Annotated in this window: 14 protein-coding genes; 6 read left to right on the forward strand and 8 right to left on the reverse strand. The window is 72.4% G+C overall.

Features of this window, described 5'->3' with window-relative positions:
• Window positions 1–7: 7 nt before the first annotated feature.
• The 7 genes from ACFVN3_RS16365 to ACFVN3_RS16395 all read right to left on the reverse strand — a co-directional run bounded on the left by ACFVN3_RS16365 (window position 8) and on the right by ACFVN3_RS16395 (window position 6232).
• On the reverse strand, window positions 8–1483 hold the full coding sequence (locus ACFVN3_RS16365) for an NAD-dependent succinate-semialdehyde dehydrogenase (protein WP_378233986.1): 1476 nt from the start codon (window positions 1481–1483) through the stop codon (window positions 8–10).
• Entirely contained in the window at window positions 1480–1899 is a 420-nt protein-coding gene (locus tag ACFVN3_RS16370) for a RidA family protein (protein ID WP_378233987.1), read from the reverse strand. The genes ACFVN3_RS16365 and ACFVN3_RS16370 overlap by 4 nt, the downstream gene beginning before the upstream one ends.
• Before the next feature lie 13 nt (window positions 1900–1912).
• Window positions 1913–2791, reverse strand: a complete 879-nt coding sequence (locus ACFVN3_RS16375; protein ID WP_378233988.1) for a fumarylacetoacetate hydrolase family protein — start codon at window positions 2789–2791, stop codon at window positions 1913–1915.
• Complete coding sequence (locus ACFVN3_RS16380) at window positions 2788–3264, reverse strand: YybH family protein (protein WP_378233989.1); 477 nt, start codon at window positions 3262–3264, stop codon at window positions 2788–2790. The genes ACFVN3_RS16375 and ACFVN3_RS16380 overlap by 4 nt, the downstream gene beginning before the upstream one ends.
• Entirely contained in the window at window positions 3261–4043 is a 783-nt protein-coding gene (locus ACFVN3_RS16385; protein WP_378233990.1) for an SDR family oxidoreductase, read from the reverse strand. The genes ACFVN3_RS16380 and ACFVN3_RS16385 overlap by 4 nt, the downstream gene beginning before the upstream one ends.
• A gap of 13 nt (window positions 4044–4056) precedes the next feature.
• On the reverse strand, window positions 4057–5373 hold the full coding sequence (locus ACFVN3_RS16390; RefSeq protein WP_378233991.1) for an FAD-dependent monooxygenase: 1317 nt from the start codon (window positions 5371–5373) through the stop codon (window positions 4057–4059).
• 100 nt (window positions 5374–5473) lie between these two features.
• A complete protein-coding gene (locus tag ACFVN3_RS16395) occupies window positions 5474–6232 on the reverse strand; it encodes a dienelactone hydrolase family protein (RefSeq protein ID WP_378233992.1) in 759 nt (252 codons plus the stop codon).
• Between the two features lie 496 nt (window positions 6233–6728).
• Here ACFVN3_RS16395 and ACFVN3_RS16400 point away from each other — a divergent pair, with 496 nt between their 5' ends.
• The 6 genes from ACFVN3_RS16400 to ACFVN3_RS16425 all read left to right on the forward strand — a co-directional run bounded on the left by ACFVN3_RS16400 (window position 6729) and on the right by ACFVN3_RS16425 (window position 14513).
• Window positions 6729–7778 carry an amidohydrolase family protein gene (locus ACFVN3_RS16400; protein ID WP_378233993.1) on the forward strand — a complete coding sequence of 350 codons (1050 nt, stop codon included), beginning with the start codon at window positions 6729–6731 and terminating at the stop codon, window positions 7776–7778.
• Window positions 7779–7902: 124 nt separating this feature from the next.
• Entirely contained in the window at window positions 7903–9453 is a 1551-nt protein-coding gene (locus tag ACFVN3_RS16405) for an ABC transporter substrate-binding protein (RefSeq protein ID WP_378233994.1), read from the forward strand.
• A 33-nt stretch (window positions 9454–9486) separates the two neighbouring features.
• Window positions 9487–10431: an ABC transporter permease gene (locus tag ACFVN3_RS16410; RefSeq protein ID WP_378233995.1), complete on the forward strand. Its 945-nt coding sequence runs from the start codon at window positions 9487–9489 to the stop codon at window positions 10429–10431.
• On the forward strand, window positions 10428–12305 hold the full coding sequence (locus ACFVN3_RS16415) for a dipeptide/oligopeptide/nickel ABC transporter permease/ATP-binding protein (RefSeq protein WP_378233996.1): 1878 nt from the start codon (window positions 10428–10430) through the stop codon (window positions 12303–12305). Before ACFVN3_RS16410 ends, ACFVN3_RS16415 begins: the two co-directional genes overlap by 4 nt.
• A gap of 7 nt (window positions 12306–12312) precedes the next feature.
• The gene (locus ACFVN3_RS16420; protein WP_378233997.1) at window positions 12313–13170 is read left to right on the forward strand and encodes an ATP-binding cassette domain-containing protein; all 858 of its coding nucleotides are present in this window, start codon (window positions 12313–12315) and stop codon (window positions 13168–13170) included.
• 29 nt (window positions 13171–13199) lie between these two features.
• Window positions 13200–14513 (forward strand): DUF3500 domain-containing protein, encoded by a 1314-nt coding sequence (locus ACFVN3_RS16425; protein WP_378233998.1) that lies wholly within the window; start codon window positions 13200–13202, stop codon window positions 14511–14513.
• Here ACFVN3_RS16425 and ACFVN3_RS16430 read toward each other — a convergent pair.
• The gene (locus tag ACFVN3_RS16430; RefSeq protein ID WP_378233999.1) at window positions 14484–15458 is read right to left on the reverse strand and encodes a helix-turn-helix transcriptional regulator; all 975 of its coding nucleotides are present in this window, start codon (window positions 15456–15458) and stop codon (window positions 14484–14486) included. The two genes, ACFVN3_RS16425 and ACFVN3_RS16430, sit on opposite strands and share 30 nt — an antisense overlap.
• Window positions 15459–15583 lie beyond the last annotated feature (125 nt).

Below are 15583 nucleotides of genomic sequence, written 5' to 3' on the forward strand. Positions count from 1 at the left end.
CCCGGTGTCAGGGCGCGAAGGGGTCGGCGGTCAGCGTGTACTTCGTCTGCAGGTACTCGTGGATGCCCTCGGCGCCGCCCTCGCGGCCGAGACCGGACATCTTCCAGCCGCCGAACGGGGCGGCGGCGTCGGAGACGACGCCCACGTTGAGCCCCATCATCCCGGTCTCCAGCCGCTCGATCATGCGCTGGCCACGCGCGAGGTCGCGCGTATAGACGTAGGAGACGAGCCCGTACTCCGTGTCGTTGGCGATGCGCACGGCCTCGTCCTCGTCGTCGAACGGGACGATCGCCAGCACGGGCCCGAAGATCTCCTCGCGCAGCACGGCGCTGTCCGGCGGGACGTCGCTCAGGACGGTGGCGGCGAAGAAGCTGCCGGGCCCGTCCACCGCCGCACCGCCGGTCCGCAGCGTCGCGCCGCGCTCGACGGCGTCCCGCACGAGCGCGGCGCTCGCCGCGACCGCGCGCCGGTCGATCAGCGGCCCGACGGTCACCCCCTCCTCCGTCCCGCGCCCGGTGCGGAACGCCCGGACACGCTCGGTCACGCGCCGCGCGAACTCCTCGGCGACCGGACGGTGCACCAGGAACCGGTTGGCGGCCGTGCACGCCTGCCCGACGTTGCGGAACTTGGCGAGGATCGCCCCCTCGACGGCGAGGTCGAGGTCCGCGTCGTCGAACACGACGAAGGGCGCGTTGCCGCCGAGCTCCATCGACGTCCGCAGGACGCCCCCGGCGGCCTGCTCGAGGAGCCGCTGCCCGACGGGCGTCGAGCCCGTGAACGACAGCTTGCGCAGGCGGGGGTCGCGGAGGATCGCCTCGGAGACCGGGGCGGTGCGCGTCGTCGTGACGACGTTGACGACGCCCGCGGGCACTCCGGCCTCCGCGAGGATCGAGGCGAGGAGCAGCGTCGTCAGCGGCGTGAGCGTGGCGGGCTTGACCACGACCGTGCACCCGGCGGCGAGCGCCGGGGCGATCTTGCGCGTGGCCATGGCCAGGGGGAAGTTCCACGGCGTGATGAGGAAGCACGGCCCCACGGGGTGCTGCGTGACGACCGTGCGCCCCGACCCGGCAGGGCTCGGGCCGTACCGCCCCTGGACGCGCGGGGCCTCCTCGCCGAACCAGCGCAGGAACTCCGCGCCATACCGCACCTCGGCACGCGCCTCGGCGAGCGGCTTGCCCATCTCGACCGTCATGAGGAGCGCGAGGTCGTCGGCGCGCTCCTGCACCAGGTCGAAGGCGCGGCGCAGGATCTCGCCGCGCTCGCGCGCGGGCGTGGACGCCCAGGCAGGGAACGCGTCGCACGCGGCGTCGAGCGCGGCCACGCCGTCCGCGACGGTCGCGTCCGCGATCTCCTTGACGCGCTGCCCCGTGGCCGGGTCCTCGACGCCGAGCACGGCGCCGTCGGCGGCGGGACGCCACGCCCCGCCGACGAAGAGACCGTCCGGGACGGACGCGAGGAGCGCCGTCTCGCGCGGGTCGTTCATGGGTGCTCCTTCGTGGGGGACGGTGCCAGGACGGCGAGGAGGTCGGCCTGGACGAGCGTGCCGCGGTCGAGCTCGGCCGCGACGACCTGCCGGGCCGGGCGCGACGCCGGGTCGGGGAACATGGCCGCCCACTCGCGGTTCAGCGCCTCCCGCTCGCGGTAGTCGACGAGGCGGACAGTCATCGTGAGGACGTCGTCGGGCGAGCCGCCCGCGGCCGCCAGGAGCGCACGGACGTGGGCGAACAGGTTCACGCACTGGGTGTCGAGGTCCGCCGGCAGCTCGCGAGTCACCGGGTCTCTGCCGGTGAGCACGCCGGACGCCAGGAACGGGCCGATGCGGCTCGCGACCGGCACGGGGTTCTCGTGGCCGAACCCGGGGAGCTCGACGCTGAGGCGGCGGGGTGCGTCTTCGGTCATGGGGCGGCCCGCCTCAGGACGCCGCCACGACGCGGTTCTCGAGAGCCCCGAGGCCCTCGATCTCCGCGCGCACGACGTCGCCCACCTTCAGGAAGCGACCCGTGGGAGCCCCGATCCCCGACGGCGTCCCGGTGGCCAGCACGTCGCCGGGCATGAGCGTCATCACTTGGGAGAGGTAGGCGATCTGCTCGTAGACGTCGTAGATCATGTCGTTCGTCCGCCAGTCCTGGCGCACCTCGCCGTTGACGGTGAGGCGCATGCTCAGGTCGAGGGGGTCGTCGATCTCGTCGTCCGTGGTGAGCCAGGGTCCGAGCGGGCCGTGCGTGTCGAACGACTTGCCGAGCGTGAACGTCGGCGACAGCTTCATGAGCCAGTCGCGCACGGAGACGTCGTTCGCGACGACGTAACCGGCGATCACGGACCGGGCGTCGCGCACGTCGACGTCCTTGCAGCGGCGCCCGATGACGACCCCGAGCTCGATCTCGTAGTCCAGCTCGTCGGACACGTCGGGCTTCACGACGTCGGCGCGGGGTCCGACGATGCACGACACCTGCTTGTTGAACCAGAGCTGGCTCGTGGGGATCGGGATGCCGGCCTGGCGCGCCTCCTCGGCGTGCTCCTTGTAGTTCATGCCGATGCCGAGGTACTTCTGCGGGTCGTCGACCGGCGCCTCGAGCACGACGTCGGCGACGGCGTACGGCGGGCCGTCGGCGGCGAGCACCGCGTCGCGCAGGTCGTCGAGCGACGGGAGGATCGCGCGCAGCGAGGTCCCGACGCCGGGGACGTCGGAGACGTCGGTGACGCGCGCGGCGGCAAGGTCGCCGTCGGGGACGTCCACCCGGCCGAGCCGGACCGGGGAGTCGGCGGACGCGCGGAATCGTGCGATCTTCATGGGTTCTCGTCTCCGTCGTTCGTGGTGGTCGTGCTCGGGGCGGCGAGCTCGGAGGGCAGCGCGCCCCACTCCTGCTTCCCGTCCGGGGTCATCTGGAAGCTGACGAACCGCCAGCGGCCGTCAGGGCCGCGGTGCAGCACCTGGGTGGCGACGCCGGCAAGGGTCCGCTCGCCGCCCTCGGCCGTCCGCAGCCGGTTGGAGATCCGGCCCGTCACTACGACGACGTCGTCCCCGACCGTGCGCACGACGAGGTCCGCGCGGGTCACGTCGAGGTAGGCGTGGCGTGTGGCGACGTGCTCCAGGAGCAGCGCCTTGGTGTGGATCAGGCCCGGTGCGTGGACGTGCACCAGGGAGTCGTCGAACAGCGCGTCCAGCGCGTCGAGGTCGTGCGCGACCAGGGCCGCGCGACGCGCTTCCTCGACGGCGAGGACCTCGGCACGGGTCGTCGGGTCCGCGACCCGCACCGCGCTCATACGAGGCCCCGGTAGGCGCCGCCGTCGAGCTGGACGTTCTGGCCCGTGAGGTACCCGGCCTGCGTGCTGCACAGGAACGCGCAGGCGTCGCCGAGCTCGTCGGGCCGACCGAACCGGCCCGCCGGCACGTCGGCCACGATCTGACGCCTCGCCTCGTCGTGGTCGATCCCGAGGGCCGCCATGCGGCGTCGCACCATGACCCCCTGACGTGGGGTGTCGAAGCGTTCGGGGAGCAGGTTGTTCACCGTGACCCCGTCCGCGGCCGCCGACCGGCTCACTGACTTCGCGACGGCAGTGAGGGCGGCGCGGGCCGAGGCCGACAGCCCCATGTCGGCAGCCGGGCTCTTCACCATCGCCGACGTGATGTTGACGACGCGGCCGAACCCGCGGGCGCGCATGCCCGGCACGTAGGCGCGGATCAGCTCGACGGCGGGCACGGCGTTCGCGCGCAGGGCCGCGACGAGGGCTTCCTCGTCCCAGTCGTCGAGCGACCCGGGTGGCGGACCCGCGTTGTTGTTCACGAGGACGTCGACCTCGGGCAGGGCCTCGACGATCGCCCCGCGGCCCTCCCGGGTGGTGAGGTCGCCCACGACGACCGAGACGACGGCGTCGGGCACGTGCTCGCGCAGGGTGTCCGCCGCCGCGGCGAGCCGACCGGCGTCGCGCCCGTTGAGCGTGACCTCCGCGCCCTCGCGCGCGAGGGAGGTCGCGCACGCGAGCCCGAGCCCCTGGGACGAGGCCGTGACGAGCGCGACGCGACCGCGCAGTCCGAGATCCATGGCTGCCGCCCCGTCAGCGCGCGGGGCCGACGACGGCCGCCGTGTCGGGGACACGGGGCGACGCGGCCTCCGCCTCCCACGTGCGGAAGCCCGTCGGCTCCCCCGCTTCGAAGCCCGGGCGCGGCTGGCCGACCATCGCGTGGTACCTCGAGAAGATCGCGTCGGCCTCGGCGAGCGGCAGGACCTCCTCGATGTCGTCGAACGGCTGGCAGTCCGTCCGGTCCGCCACCATGCGGCGGATCACCTCGTACCCCTCGCCGCGGTGGGCCATGATCATGGCGTTGACCTTCGCGAGGCGCTCGCCCTCGAACGCCTTCAGCGCGGCGGGGACCGAGTCGTGCTCGACGAGCGCCCGCGCGAGGGCGCTGCCGTCGACGATCGCCTGGCACGCGCCGTTCCCGCCGCGCGGGTACATCGCGTGGGCGGCGTCGCCGACGAGCACCACGCGTCCGTCGGTCCACGAGTCGAGCGGCTCGTGCCGGATGAGGGGGAAGAGATAGACCTCGCGGTGGTCACGCAGCATCTGCTGGACGTCGAGGAACGGCAGGTCGACGCTGTCGAACAGCGGGACGATCTCGTCGACGCTGCCCTGCTGGTTCCAGTCCTCGACGGTCTCGTCGCGCTCGCGCTCGACGACCCAGTTCACGAGGGTCTTGCCCGTGCCCTCGAAGTCGTCCGCGATGGGGTACACGATCATCGTCGCGATCTGGGGCGCGCCGATGTGCAGGATGGTGTGCCCGTCCCGGTAGGGGTCCATGAGCGTCGTCCCGCGGTACATCGTGATGCCCGAGTAGTGCGGCTCGGCCTGCTCGGGGTGCATCTGCCGGCGCGCGGCGGACTTGATGCCGTCGGCCGCCACGAGGACGTCGGCGCGCAGCTGCTCGGAGCGGCCGTCGGCGTGCTCGAGGTGGACGGTGACGCCGTCGCCGTCCTGCTCGTACCGCACGAACCGCGCCCCCTGCACGACGGACTCCGGCCCGAGGCGGTCGATCACGGTGCGGTACAGGAGCATCTGCAGGTACCCGCGGTGCACGAACCGCTGCTCGTGCACGTACCCCATGTGGGTGCCGCAGAGCTCGGCGTAGATCTCCTGACCGTGGTTGTTGTAGAAGATCGAGGTCTTCGCGTCCACCGAGATGTCGACGAACTCGTCGTAGACGCCGAGCTCGATCAGCTCCTTGGTGCCGTACACCTTGACGTCGATGCCGACGCCCAGCGGCCGCAGCTCCTCCACGGACTCGTAGACGCGCGCGCGCAGGCCCTGCTGGTGGAACCGCAGGGCCGCCGCGAGCCCGGCGGGGCCGGCGCCGATGATGACGATGTCGAGCATGGGGTTCCTCGTTCTCTCCGGGCGCGACGACCGCCGTGGTCGCGGCGCCCCGTGGTCGGCCGGCCGGGAGGGTCGGCGGGGGTGTTCGTGGTGGGGCGCCTCAGGCCGCGTCGCCCGTGGCGTGGCGCACCGCGGGGAACAGCTCGTGGAGGAAGCGGACGGTCGCGTCCCAGGCGCGCGCGGCGGCGCGCGCGTCGTACGCGACGACCTCAGGGTTCGGGGAGTGCTGCGCGCGAGGGCTCGTGAAAGCGTGCTTCGCGCCGCCGTACAGGTCGAGCTCCCAGGAGACGCCGACGGCGGTGAGCGCCGCCGCGAGCGCAGCGCGCTGCTCCGCCGTGGCCATGGGGTCCGCCGAGCCCGTGCACACGAGCACGTGGTCGGTCGCGACAGGCGCGTCCCAGTCGTGGCCGAGGAGGTCGAGGCCGCCGTGGACGCTCACGGCCCCGCGGAGGTCCCCGCCGGCCCGCACGTACTCGAGCGCCGACGAGCCGCCGAAGCAGTAGCCGAGCGCGACGACGGCCGACCCGTCCACCTCCGGCTGGTCGCGTGCGGCGTCGTGCGCGGCCGCGACGCGGGCGACCCAGCGTGCCCGGTCGCCGACCATCGACCCGATGAGCGGGCCGATCTCGGGTTCCGTGGCGGGCTGGGTGCGCTCGCCCCACACGTCCGCCGCGAAGACCGCGAAGCCCTGCTCGGCGAGGCCGTGCGCGACCGCGACCATGTCCTCGCTCAGCCCGAACGCGTCGTGCACGAGGAGCACGGCGGGGACACGGCGCGCACCACGGGGGGCCACGAGCATCCCGATCATCCGGGTGCCGTCGTGGGTGTAGTCGACGTCGCGCGAGACGAGGTCGTTCATGAGCCGTCCTCCTTTGGACGTGAGGCCGAGCGGACGGGAGGGGCGCTCGCGGTGGAGCCGTACGAGCGCCCGGGGCCCGGGCCATCCCCTCGGCGGTGAGGCGTTCCCGGATCATAGAGTTGTTTCGTACACGATCTCAAGTAGGGAATCTTGCCACGAGTCGAGTGAGACGAGGCGACGCGACGACAGAAGGACTGGGAAATCAACGATCAGGCGGGCTTGGCGCCCGTGCGTCTCCGAGAGCCGTGGCGAAGGGACTTGTCGATCCTTCTTCCATCTGCATATGATTTCGAACACGATCCGCCAAGGATGGCGGACAGGATGACGTACTAGGATCGCGACTCCTCGCGCGAGCGACGGGTCGCCAACCCTCCGGAGACGGAGCCGGGCGACGCGCCCGGACCCGGTCCGGAGGAACGCAGCGGCAACGAGGCCTGACACGGCCGGCACACCGATGTGCGCAGGCAACGAACGTAGGACGGAGCACCGACCCGACATGGCTGTCGTCGACATCAACATCCACCACCTGCCCGAGGACCTCTTCTCGAACGAGAAGATCCTCAACGGCTTCCTCGACAGCGCACCGCGCGGCTTCGGCGAGATCGCGCGGGTCGCGACCACCGCGAGCGGCAAGCAGCAGCTGATCCTCGAGAAGCCGGCCGGCTTCCAGAACCTCAACTACGTGGACGGCGACTACTCCGTCGAGGCGAAGCTCGCCGCCATGGACGACGCCGGTGTCGACTACGGCGTCATGCGGGTCCCGGTCTGGCAGGAGTGGCTGCCGCTCGAGATCTGCAAGGAGGTCAACGACAACGCGGCGGACATCGTCAAGCGGTCGAACGGGCGCCTCTTCGCGACGGCATGCGTCCCGCCGTGGGGCGGCAAGGAGAACGTGTACGAGCTCGAGCGCTGCGTCGGCGAGCTCGGCGCGGTCGGCGTCCAGCTCGCGTGCCACTACGGCCAGCTCTACCTCGACGACCCGGTCTTCGAGCCCTACCTCAAGGTCATCGAGAAGCTCGACGTCCCCGTCGTCGTGCACCACACCCCGCTGCCCGTCGAGTGGCGGTCGGTGATCGACTACACCAACCTGCGGCGAGAGTACGGGCGCATCATCGACCAGGGGATAGCGGTGGGTCGCGAGCTCTTCAGCGGGATGTTCGACCGCATGCCGGGCCTGCGCTTCATCCACACCATGATGGGCGGCAACTGGTTCGCGAACACGGCGCTCCTCACCCCGCACGCGTCGAACAAGGACGAGTCCCTCACGCGGCTCGACCCGACGGGCGGCGAGAAGATCAAGAGCTACCTCGAGAACAACATCTTCTTCGACATGACCCACCCGCACTCGTGGGGCAAGGAGCAGGTCGAGGCGGCGCTGCGGATCAACGGTGCCGACCACTACCTCTTCGGTTCCTCGTTCCCCGTCTTCTACGGGTGGATGAGCCAGGGCGTCGAGTTCGTGAAGAACGAGCTCGAGATCAGCGACGAGGACCGCGAGCTCGTGCTCTCGGGGAACGCCGCCCGCCTCTTCAACCTCCCCATCTAGGAGCCTCTGGGCGCGTCCCGGACGCCTCAGCTCTCCTCACCGCACGGAGCACCCACCACCCGCCGGGCTCCTCCGTGCCCTCTCCCCTTCCCATGTGTATGCCGGCGCAAGGAGGCGCCCCACCATGAAGAAGTCAACACTCCTCGTCCGGAGCCTCGTCTCCGTGACGACGCTCGGGCTGGTCCTCGGAGCCTGCACGAGCACGAACGGCGAGACGGACGACCCCGCCGCCACGCAGTCCGGGGACGCGAGCAGCGGCACGGTGCCCGGCTCGGTCCTGCGCGTCAACTGGGGCGGGTTCCCCGAGAGCTGGGCACCCGGGGCCGAGATGGAGGCCGGCTTCCTGCGCGTGCCGTACGAGAACCTCGTGGCGTTCGGCCCGGACGGCGAGATCGAGGGCGTCCTCGCAACCTCCTGGGAGGAGACGGACGAGGCGCTCACCCTCACGCTGCGGGAGGGCGTCACGTTCCACGACGGCACGCCGTTCGACGCCGAGGCCGTGAAGGTCAACATCGAGACCATCAAGAACACGCCCGGGCCGTACGCGGGTCCGTTCCAGGTGGTCGAGTCGATCGACGTCGTCGACCCGCAGACCGTCCGGCTCAACCTGTCGGAGCCGACGCCGTCGCTCCTCACGACCCTGACGACGCGCGCCGCGCCGATGGCGAGCCCGGCCGCGATCGAGGCGGGCACGATCGCGCAGACCCCGGTCGGCACCGGACCGTGGGCGTACGACGCCGCCGCCTCGATCCCCGGGACGCGCCTCGTGTTCGGTCCCGCCGACGCGTACTGGGGCGAGCCGGTCGGGTTCGAGACCGTCCAGCTCGTCGCGATCCCCGAGGACAACGCCGCGACCGCCGCGCTCGTCAACGGCGAGATCGACCTCACCGACACCGAGGTCAACCAGTTCAGCACGCTCGACGCCGCGGGCACCATCGAGCGCCTGTCCTACCCCGCGATCCGAAACAACCCGATCTTCTTCGACCGGGGCCCCGGGGGGATGTTCGAGGACGTCCGTGTGCGCCAGGCGGCGTGCTCCGCGATCGACACGGAGGTGCTCGCCCAGCTCGAGCCCGACTGGCAGGTGCGCACGCAGCACTTCGCCGAGGGCGAGCAGGGCTTCAACCCGGACCTCCAGGGCTACCCGCACGACCTCGCGAAGGCACAGGACCTCTACGACGAGGCAGGCAACCCGCCCGTCGACGCCGAGATGCTGGCCACGGTGTTCAACGAGAACCAGATGAAGATCTACGCCGAGCAGATGGGCGAGATCGGCATGAACGTCACCGTCCAGAGCGCGCCGCCGCCGCAGTACTTCACGGAGTGGAACAGCGGCCGCTACCCGCTGGGCCTCGGCGGCAACGACGAGCTCACGCCGTTCGACTGGTACCGGGCCTGGTTCGCCGCCGACGCCCCGGGCAACCCGTCCGGCGTCGAGAGCCCGGAGCTCAAGGCCGCGGCCGACGCCGCGATCGCGGCGGGCAGCTCCGACGAGGCCGACCTCCTGTGGTCCGTGGTCACGAAGGTCATCCAGGACGAGGCGCTGACGTGCGCCCACGTCGCGGGCGAGGAGCTGCTCGCCTGGAACGCGGAGACCGTGACCGGCGTGGCGGAACCCAGCGAGCGCTGGGAGACGAACCTCGTCAACTACCGCGACCTGCGCCCCGCCTCCTGACGCGCGCACCCCTCTCGAGACGAGGAGAACCCGATGGGCAAGCTCATCGCCTACCGCCTGCTCTTCGCCGTCCCGCAGCTCCTGATCATCTCGGTCGTCGTCTTCTCGCTGACGTACCTGATCCCGGGCAGCCCGGCGGCGGCGATCCTCGGCACCTCCGCGACGCCGGACGCGATCGCGCAGCTCGAGGCCCAGATGGGTCTCGACCGGCCGCCGGTCGAACGCTTCGTGGAGTGGTTCGGAGGTCTGCTGCACGGTGACCTCGGCACGTCGTACCGCGCCGGGGTCCCCGTGACGGACATGCTCGCCCAGCGGGTGCCCGCCACCGTCTCGATCGTCCTCGGCGGCATGGTCGTCGCCCTCCTGCTCGGGGTGGGTGCCGGTGTCTTCACCGGTACCCGCCCGGGCACGGTCGCCGACCGCGTCGTCACCGGGGGCACGGTGCTCGGCCTCGCGATCCCCGAGTTCTGGCTCGGTCTGCTCCTCACGACCGTCTTCGCGGTGAAGCTCGGCTGGGTGCCCATCCTCGCGTGGACGCCGTTCACCGACGACCCGCTCGGCTGGCTCCGCGGCATCGTCCTGCCGTCCCTCGCGCTCGGCGTCACCGGCGGGGCGATCATCGCCCGCCAGACGCGGGCGGCCACGGTCTCCTCGCTGGCCTCCCCCTACGTCGACACCCTGACGGCCGCCGGCGTCCCCCGGCGCGTGCTCGTCGCGCGGTACGGCGTCAAGAACGCGCTCGTGCCCGTGCTCGCTTCCGCGGGCGTCACGTTCGCCATCCTCATCGGCGTGAGCTTCGTCGTCGAGAAGGTCTTCGCTCTTCCCGGACTAGGGAGCCTCATGCTCACCAGCGTCATCGGACAGGACTTCCCCGTGGTGCAGGGGATCGTCATGATCACGGCACTCATGGTCATCGCCGTGAACCTGCTCCTCGACATCGGCTACGGCCTCATCAACCCTCAGGCGAGGCCGCAGTGAGCGCCCCCGTCACGGTCGGTGCGCCGGCCTCCACGACGCCCACCCGTCGGCAGGCCACGAGCGCCGGCCAGACCTGGCAGCGCCTGCGCCGACAGCCGTCGACCGTCTTCGCGCTCGTCGTGCTGGCCGTGCTCGCCGTCGTCGCGCTCGCGGCTCCGGTCCTCGCGCCCTACGCGCCGGACGCCACCGACTTCGGCGCCCCGCTCTCGGGCCCGACGGCGGAGCACCCCCTGGGGACCGACGACCTCGGTGGCGACCTGCTCAGCCAGCTGGTCTACGGTGCGCGGACCGCGCTCGTCGTCGCCGCCGGATCGGTGCTGGTGGCGATGCTCATCGGTGTCCCGCTCGGGCTCGTCCTCGGGTACAAGGGCGGCTGGTACGACCGCATCGGGTCGCGCGGCCTCGACATCGCCGACGCCTTGCCCGGACTCATGGTCGGGTTCGTGGTCATCGCGATCCTCGGCCGAGGCATGGCGGTGCTCATCCTGGCCATCGGCCTCGTGTTCTGCATGAACTTCGCGCGCATGACCCGTGCGATCACCCTCACCGAGCGCAAGAAGCTCTACGTCGAGTCGGCGCGGGTCTCCGGGCTGAGCAGCCGCCAGGTCCTGTTCGGCCAGGTGCTCCCGAACCTCGCCGGGCCGCTCGCCGTGCAGGGAGCGGTCTTCCTCGGGTCCGCGATCAAGGTGGAGGCGGCGCTGTCGTTCCTCGGCCTCGGGCTCGGCGACGACCAGCCGTCGTGGGGCGGCATGCTCGGCGTCGCCGCCCAGCACCAGGCGGACCGTCCGTTCATGGCGCTCGCACCGGGCATCGCGATCGTCCTCACGGTGCTCGCGTTCAACCTCCTGGGCGACGGCATCAACGACGCGCTCTCCGGACGGCGCACCCGTGCGCGCCGCACGAAGGTCCTCGGTCGGGTGCGTCCTGCCACGGACGACGCCGTCCCGACGCTCGCGGCCGTGCGCGAGGCGCAGGCGGCCGCGGCTCGCGCGGGCGACGTCGTGCTCGACGTCCGTGGCGTCGAGATCGTCGCGGACCGGCCCGACGGCACGACGGTCACGCTCGTGCGCGACGTGTCGCTCACCGTGGGGCGGGGCGAGATCCTCGGCCTGCTCGGCGAGTCCGGTTCCGGGAAGTCCATGCTCGCCAAGTCCGTCCTCGGGATGCTCCCGCCGGGCGTGCGGGTGGCGGCCGGGTCGATCACGCTCGACGGCACCGACCTGACCGCGTGCTCCGAGCGCGAGCTGCGGGCGCTGCGGGGCTCGGCGCTCGGTGTCGTGTTCCAGAACCCGCAGGCGAACCTCTCCCCCGTGCACACCGTGGGGCGCCAGCTCACCGACGTCCTGCACGCCCACCACCGGCTCACGCGCCGTCAGGCCCAGGACCGCGCGGCCGAGCTCCTCGACCTCGTCGGTGTGCAGGACGCGCGGCGCCGCCTCGGGCAGTACCCGTACCAGTTCTCGGGCGGCATGGCGCAGCGCGTGGCGATCGCGATCGCGCTCGCCGGAGAACCACGCCTCCTCATCCTCGACGAGGCGACGTCCGCCCTCGACGTCACGACGCAGAGCCAGGTCCTCGATCTCGTGCTCGACCTGCGCGAGCGGCTCGACATGTCGATCGTCAACATCACGCACGACCTCGGCGTCGCCGCCGAGACGTGCGACCGGGTGGCCGTCATGTACCGGGGCGACCTCGTCGAGGTCGACGACGTCACGGCACTCTTCGACCGGCCGGCCCACCCCTACACCGCGGCGCTGCTCGCCGCCCACCCGACGGCGGACCACGACCTCGGGCGGCTGGCCACGCTCGTGAGCCCTGCCGACGCCGACGTCACCGACGCGGTCGCCGCCGACGGCGCGCTGACCGGGAAGTGAGGCACGCATGAACGACGACACCAGGCCCCTGCTCGACGTCCGCGACCTCCGCGTCGACTACGACGTGGCGGGCGCCGCGTCGTGGCGGCGGCGGACCCTGACGGTGGTCAAGGGCATCAGCTTCTCCATCGCACCCGGCGAGACCTACGGGCTCGTCGGCGAGTCGGGGTCCGGGAAGAGCACGACCGGTCGCGCCGTCCTGCGTCTCGCGGACGTGAGCGGAGGGTCGGTGCACTTCCGTGGCCGGGACCTGGCCGAGATGGGTCGTCGCACACCGCTGTCCTTCCGGCGCCAGATCCAGGCCGTCTACCAGGACCCGGTCGCGTCGCTCAACCCCCGTCACCACGTGGGCCGCGCGGTCACGGAGACGCTCGAACGGCACGGCCTGGGCGACCGGCGCGAGCGGTACCGCAAGGCGGTCGAGTCGTTCGAGCAGGTCGGCCTCACGGAGGCGCACCTCGGGCGCTTTCCCGCCGAGATGTCGGGCGGCCAGCTCCAGCGCGTCGCCATCGCCCGGGCGCTCGTCCTCGACCCGCGGCTGGTGGTGTGCGACGAGGCGGTGAGCGCGCTCGACCTGTCGACTCAGAGCCAGATCATCAACCTGCTCATGGACCTCCAGGCGGCGCGCGGCGTCAGCTACCTGTTCATCACGCACGACCTGGGCGTCGTGCGCCACATCTCGCACCACGTCGGCGTGCTGCGGCACGGGGAGCTCGTGGAGCAGGGACGCACGCGCGACGTCTTCGCCGCCCCGCAGCACGAGTACACGCGCAGCCTGCTCGCGGCGAGCCCCGCCTCGCACCCGGCGGGCCGCGAGCAGCGCCGGGCCGAGCGGCTCGCGCGACGGACGGACACGGCCGCCTGAGCGGTCGACCTCACGGAAGGAGTCCGCGCATGAGCGCCGACCAGGACATCGACGGCTTCTTCTCGACCGCCCGGGTCACCGCGCGCGAGGAGGGCGTCACCCTCACGGACGAGGACTACCGGGCCCACGTGCCGGACCCGGACGACCCGGACCTCGCGCAGTGGCGCGGCCTCGGGTACGAGGAGTTCTCCGCGCGCAAGCGCGAGCCCGGGTTCGTGCAGGAGCTGCTGGCGTCCTGGCAGGACCTGTACGACGAGCCGTTCGTCGGGATCACGTCGGACGGGGCGGTGCGCGACGACGTCCACCGGCTCGTCCCCGTCGCGGACCCGGACCCGGCACCCGCCCGTGCGGCCGCGCGGGCGCTGGAGCTCCTCACGACGGCCGAGCGCGACGCCGTGCGCCACCCGGTCGACTCGCCGCGGTGGCGCGCGTGGAGCAACCCCGAGTTCGTGATCCACCGCGCGGGCCTCCGGCTCGAGGACGTCGCGCCTGCCGTGGCGGAGGCGCTGCTCGGCGTGGTCGAGGCGTCGCTCAGTGCAGAGGGCTACGAGCGCGTGCGCGAGGCCATGGCGCTCAACGGCTTCCTCGGCGAGCTCGTCGGGCTGCCGGAGATCATGAACGACCGCAGCTACTGGTTCTCCCTCTTCGGGGAGCCGTCACCGGACGGGGCCTGGGGATGGCAGCTCTTCGGCCACCACGTCGCGGTCAGCTTCGTGTCCGTCGCCGGCCGGCACGTCGTCGCCCCCGTGTTCCTCGGCGCCGAGCCGGCGCTCACCGACGAGCGGCCCCCGCTCTTCGCCGCGCGGGAGGAGGTCGCGCTCGCGCTCGCGGCGTCGCTCGATGCTGTACAGCGTGAGAGTGCCGTGGTGTACGCATCGGTGCTCGACCCCGCCATGCCCCCGGGGCGGCTGCATCCTGCGGACGAGCGGCACGTCGCCGGGGCGTTCCGCGACAACCGCGTCGTGCCCTACGAGGGGATCCGCGGCGCGTCCCTGACCGACGACCAGTGGGCGCTGCTGCGCACCGTCGTCGAGGACTTCCTCCTCCTGCTCCGCCAGCCGCAGCGCCGCGCGCTGCTCGAGGAGGTCGATGCGCACCGCGACGAGACCTGGTTCGCCTGGTACGGCGCGACCGACGGCTCGCAGCCGTTCTACCTGCGGGTCCACAGCCCGGTCGTGCTCGCCGAGCTCGACCACCACGCCGGCGTCTGGCTCACCAACCGGTTGCCCGCGCGCTTCCACGTGCACACCACGCTGCGGCTGCCGAACGGCAACGACTACGGCCGTGCCTACGTCGCCCAGCAGCGAGGCGGGTCACGCGCGGGGAGCCACGTCCTGGACTGAGCCCGCGTACCGGGACGCGACCGCGACGGTACGGTCTCGCAATGCTGCCCGCAGCGCGGGCGGGTCGAGCGCCTCGGCGTTCGCGCCGAGCTGCCAGACCGCCCAGACGGCGTGCCTCAGGTCCTGGAAGGCGACTTCCAGGACCAGCGCCCCGTCCGAGGGCTCCTCGGTGAGCAGCGCGACCGCGGTGCCCACGAGCTCCTCCCGACGGGCCGGGACGACCTGCACCCGCGCGGTGACCTGGGCGTCCCCCGCTCGGAACCGGGCGCTCCGCTCGCGCCACAGCTGCTCGAGGTCGACGCCGTCGGGCCGCCGCGCCGCGTCCGGGAGCGCCTCGGCCGCGTCGATCCGGGAAAGGCGGTACGTCCGGTCCGCCCCGGCGACGGACGCCAGGAGGTACCCCGTGCCCCGCACGGTGACCAGGCCGACCGGGTCCACCGTCCGCCACGCGGGCGTCCTCCCGACCGCCGCGTAGCGGACCCGGAGCCGGCGCCCGTCGAGGACCGCGATGCGCACCTCGCGCATGACCGCACCCGGGATCTGCTCCGTCACTCGGCGGCGCGAGAGCAGGTCCGCCTCCGGCTCGACGAGGATCCGTCGTGCGGCGTCCGTCGCGGTCGAACGATGGCCGTCCGGCAGTGCGTCGACGACCTTGCGCACGGCCGACGCGAGGGCCGGACCGAGCCCGAGCAGCTCCCCCGCGTGCCCGGAGGCGGCCGCGAGCACGGCGAGCGTCTCGTCGTGGTTGAGGCCCGTGAGCTCGGTCCGGAACCCGGGCAGGAGCGCGAACCCGCCGTGCCGCCCGCGCTCGGCGTAGACGGGGACGCCTGCGGCGGAGAGCGCCTCGACGTCGCGCAGCACGGTCCGGGTGGACACCTCGAGCTCGCGAGCGAGGGTCGTGGCTGACAGCCGGCCGCGCTGGCGCAGCAGGAGGACGAGGGACACCAACCGATCGGCGCGCACCCGAGCAACCTATCCGGATACCTGTCACAGGGTGTCGTGATTGACCGCCAGGCTCGTCTGGACGGGGGTGGAGGACGTCGGCCAGAGGGTCGGCGCGCTCCCGTGCA

Source organism: Cellulosimicrobium sp. NPDC057862, from assembly GCF_042797035.1.
GTDB lineage: Bacteria > Actinomycetota > Actinomycetes > Actinomycetales > Cellulomonadaceae > Cellulosimicrobium.

Bases quoted from the DNA above. Each gene is read 5' to 3' on its own strand.
- ACFVN3_RS16365 (WP_378233986.1), bottom strand. From the start codon at position 1,483: ATGAACGACCCGCGCGAGACGGCGCTCCTCGCGTCCGTCCCGGACGGT.
- ACFVN3_RS16370 (WP_378233987.1), bottom strand. From the start codon at position 1,899: ATGACCGAAGACGCACCCCGCCGCCTCAGCGTCGAGCTCCCCGGGTTC.
- ACFVN3_RS16375 (WP_378233988.1), bottom strand. From the start codon at position 2,791: ATGAAGATCGCACGATTCCGCGCGTCCGCCGACTCCCCGGTCCGGCTC.
- ACFVN3_RS16380 (WP_378233989.1), bottom strand. From the start codon at position 3,264: ATGAGCGCGGTGCGGGTCGCGGACCCGACGACCCGTGCCGAGGTCCTC.
- ACFVN3_RS16385 (WP_378233990.1), bottom strand. From the start codon at position 4,043: ATGGATCTCGGACTGCGCGGTCGCGTCGCGCTCGTCACGGCCTCGTCC.
- ACFVN3_RS16390 (WP_378233991.1), bottom strand. From the start codon at position 5,373: ATGCTCGACATCGTCATCATCGGCGCCGGCCCCGCCGGGCTCGCGGCG.
- ACFVN3_RS16395 (WP_378233992.1), bottom strand. From the start codon at position 6,232: ATGAACGACCTCGTCTCGCGCGACGTCGACTACACCCACGACGGCACC.
- ACFVN3_RS16400 (WP_378233993.1), top strand. From the start codon at position 6,729: ATGGCTGTCGTCGACATCAACATCCACCACCTGCCCGAGGACCTCTTC.
- ACFVN3_RS16405 (WP_378233994.1), top strand. From the start codon at position 7,903: ATGAAGAAGTCAACACTCCTCGTCCGGAGCCTCGTCTCCGTGACGACG.
- ACFVN3_RS16410 (WP_378233995.1), top strand. From the start codon at position 9,487: ATGGGCAAGCTCATCGCCTACCGCCTGCTCTTCGCCGTCCCGCAGCTC.
- ACFVN3_RS16420 (WP_378233997.1), top strand. From the start codon at position 12,313: ATGAACGACGACACCAGGCCCCTGCTCGACGTCCGCGACCTCCGCGTC.
- ACFVN3_RS16425 (WP_378233998.1), top strand. From the start codon at position 13,200: ATGAGCGCCGACCAGGACATCGACGGCTTCTTCTCGACCGCCCGGGTC.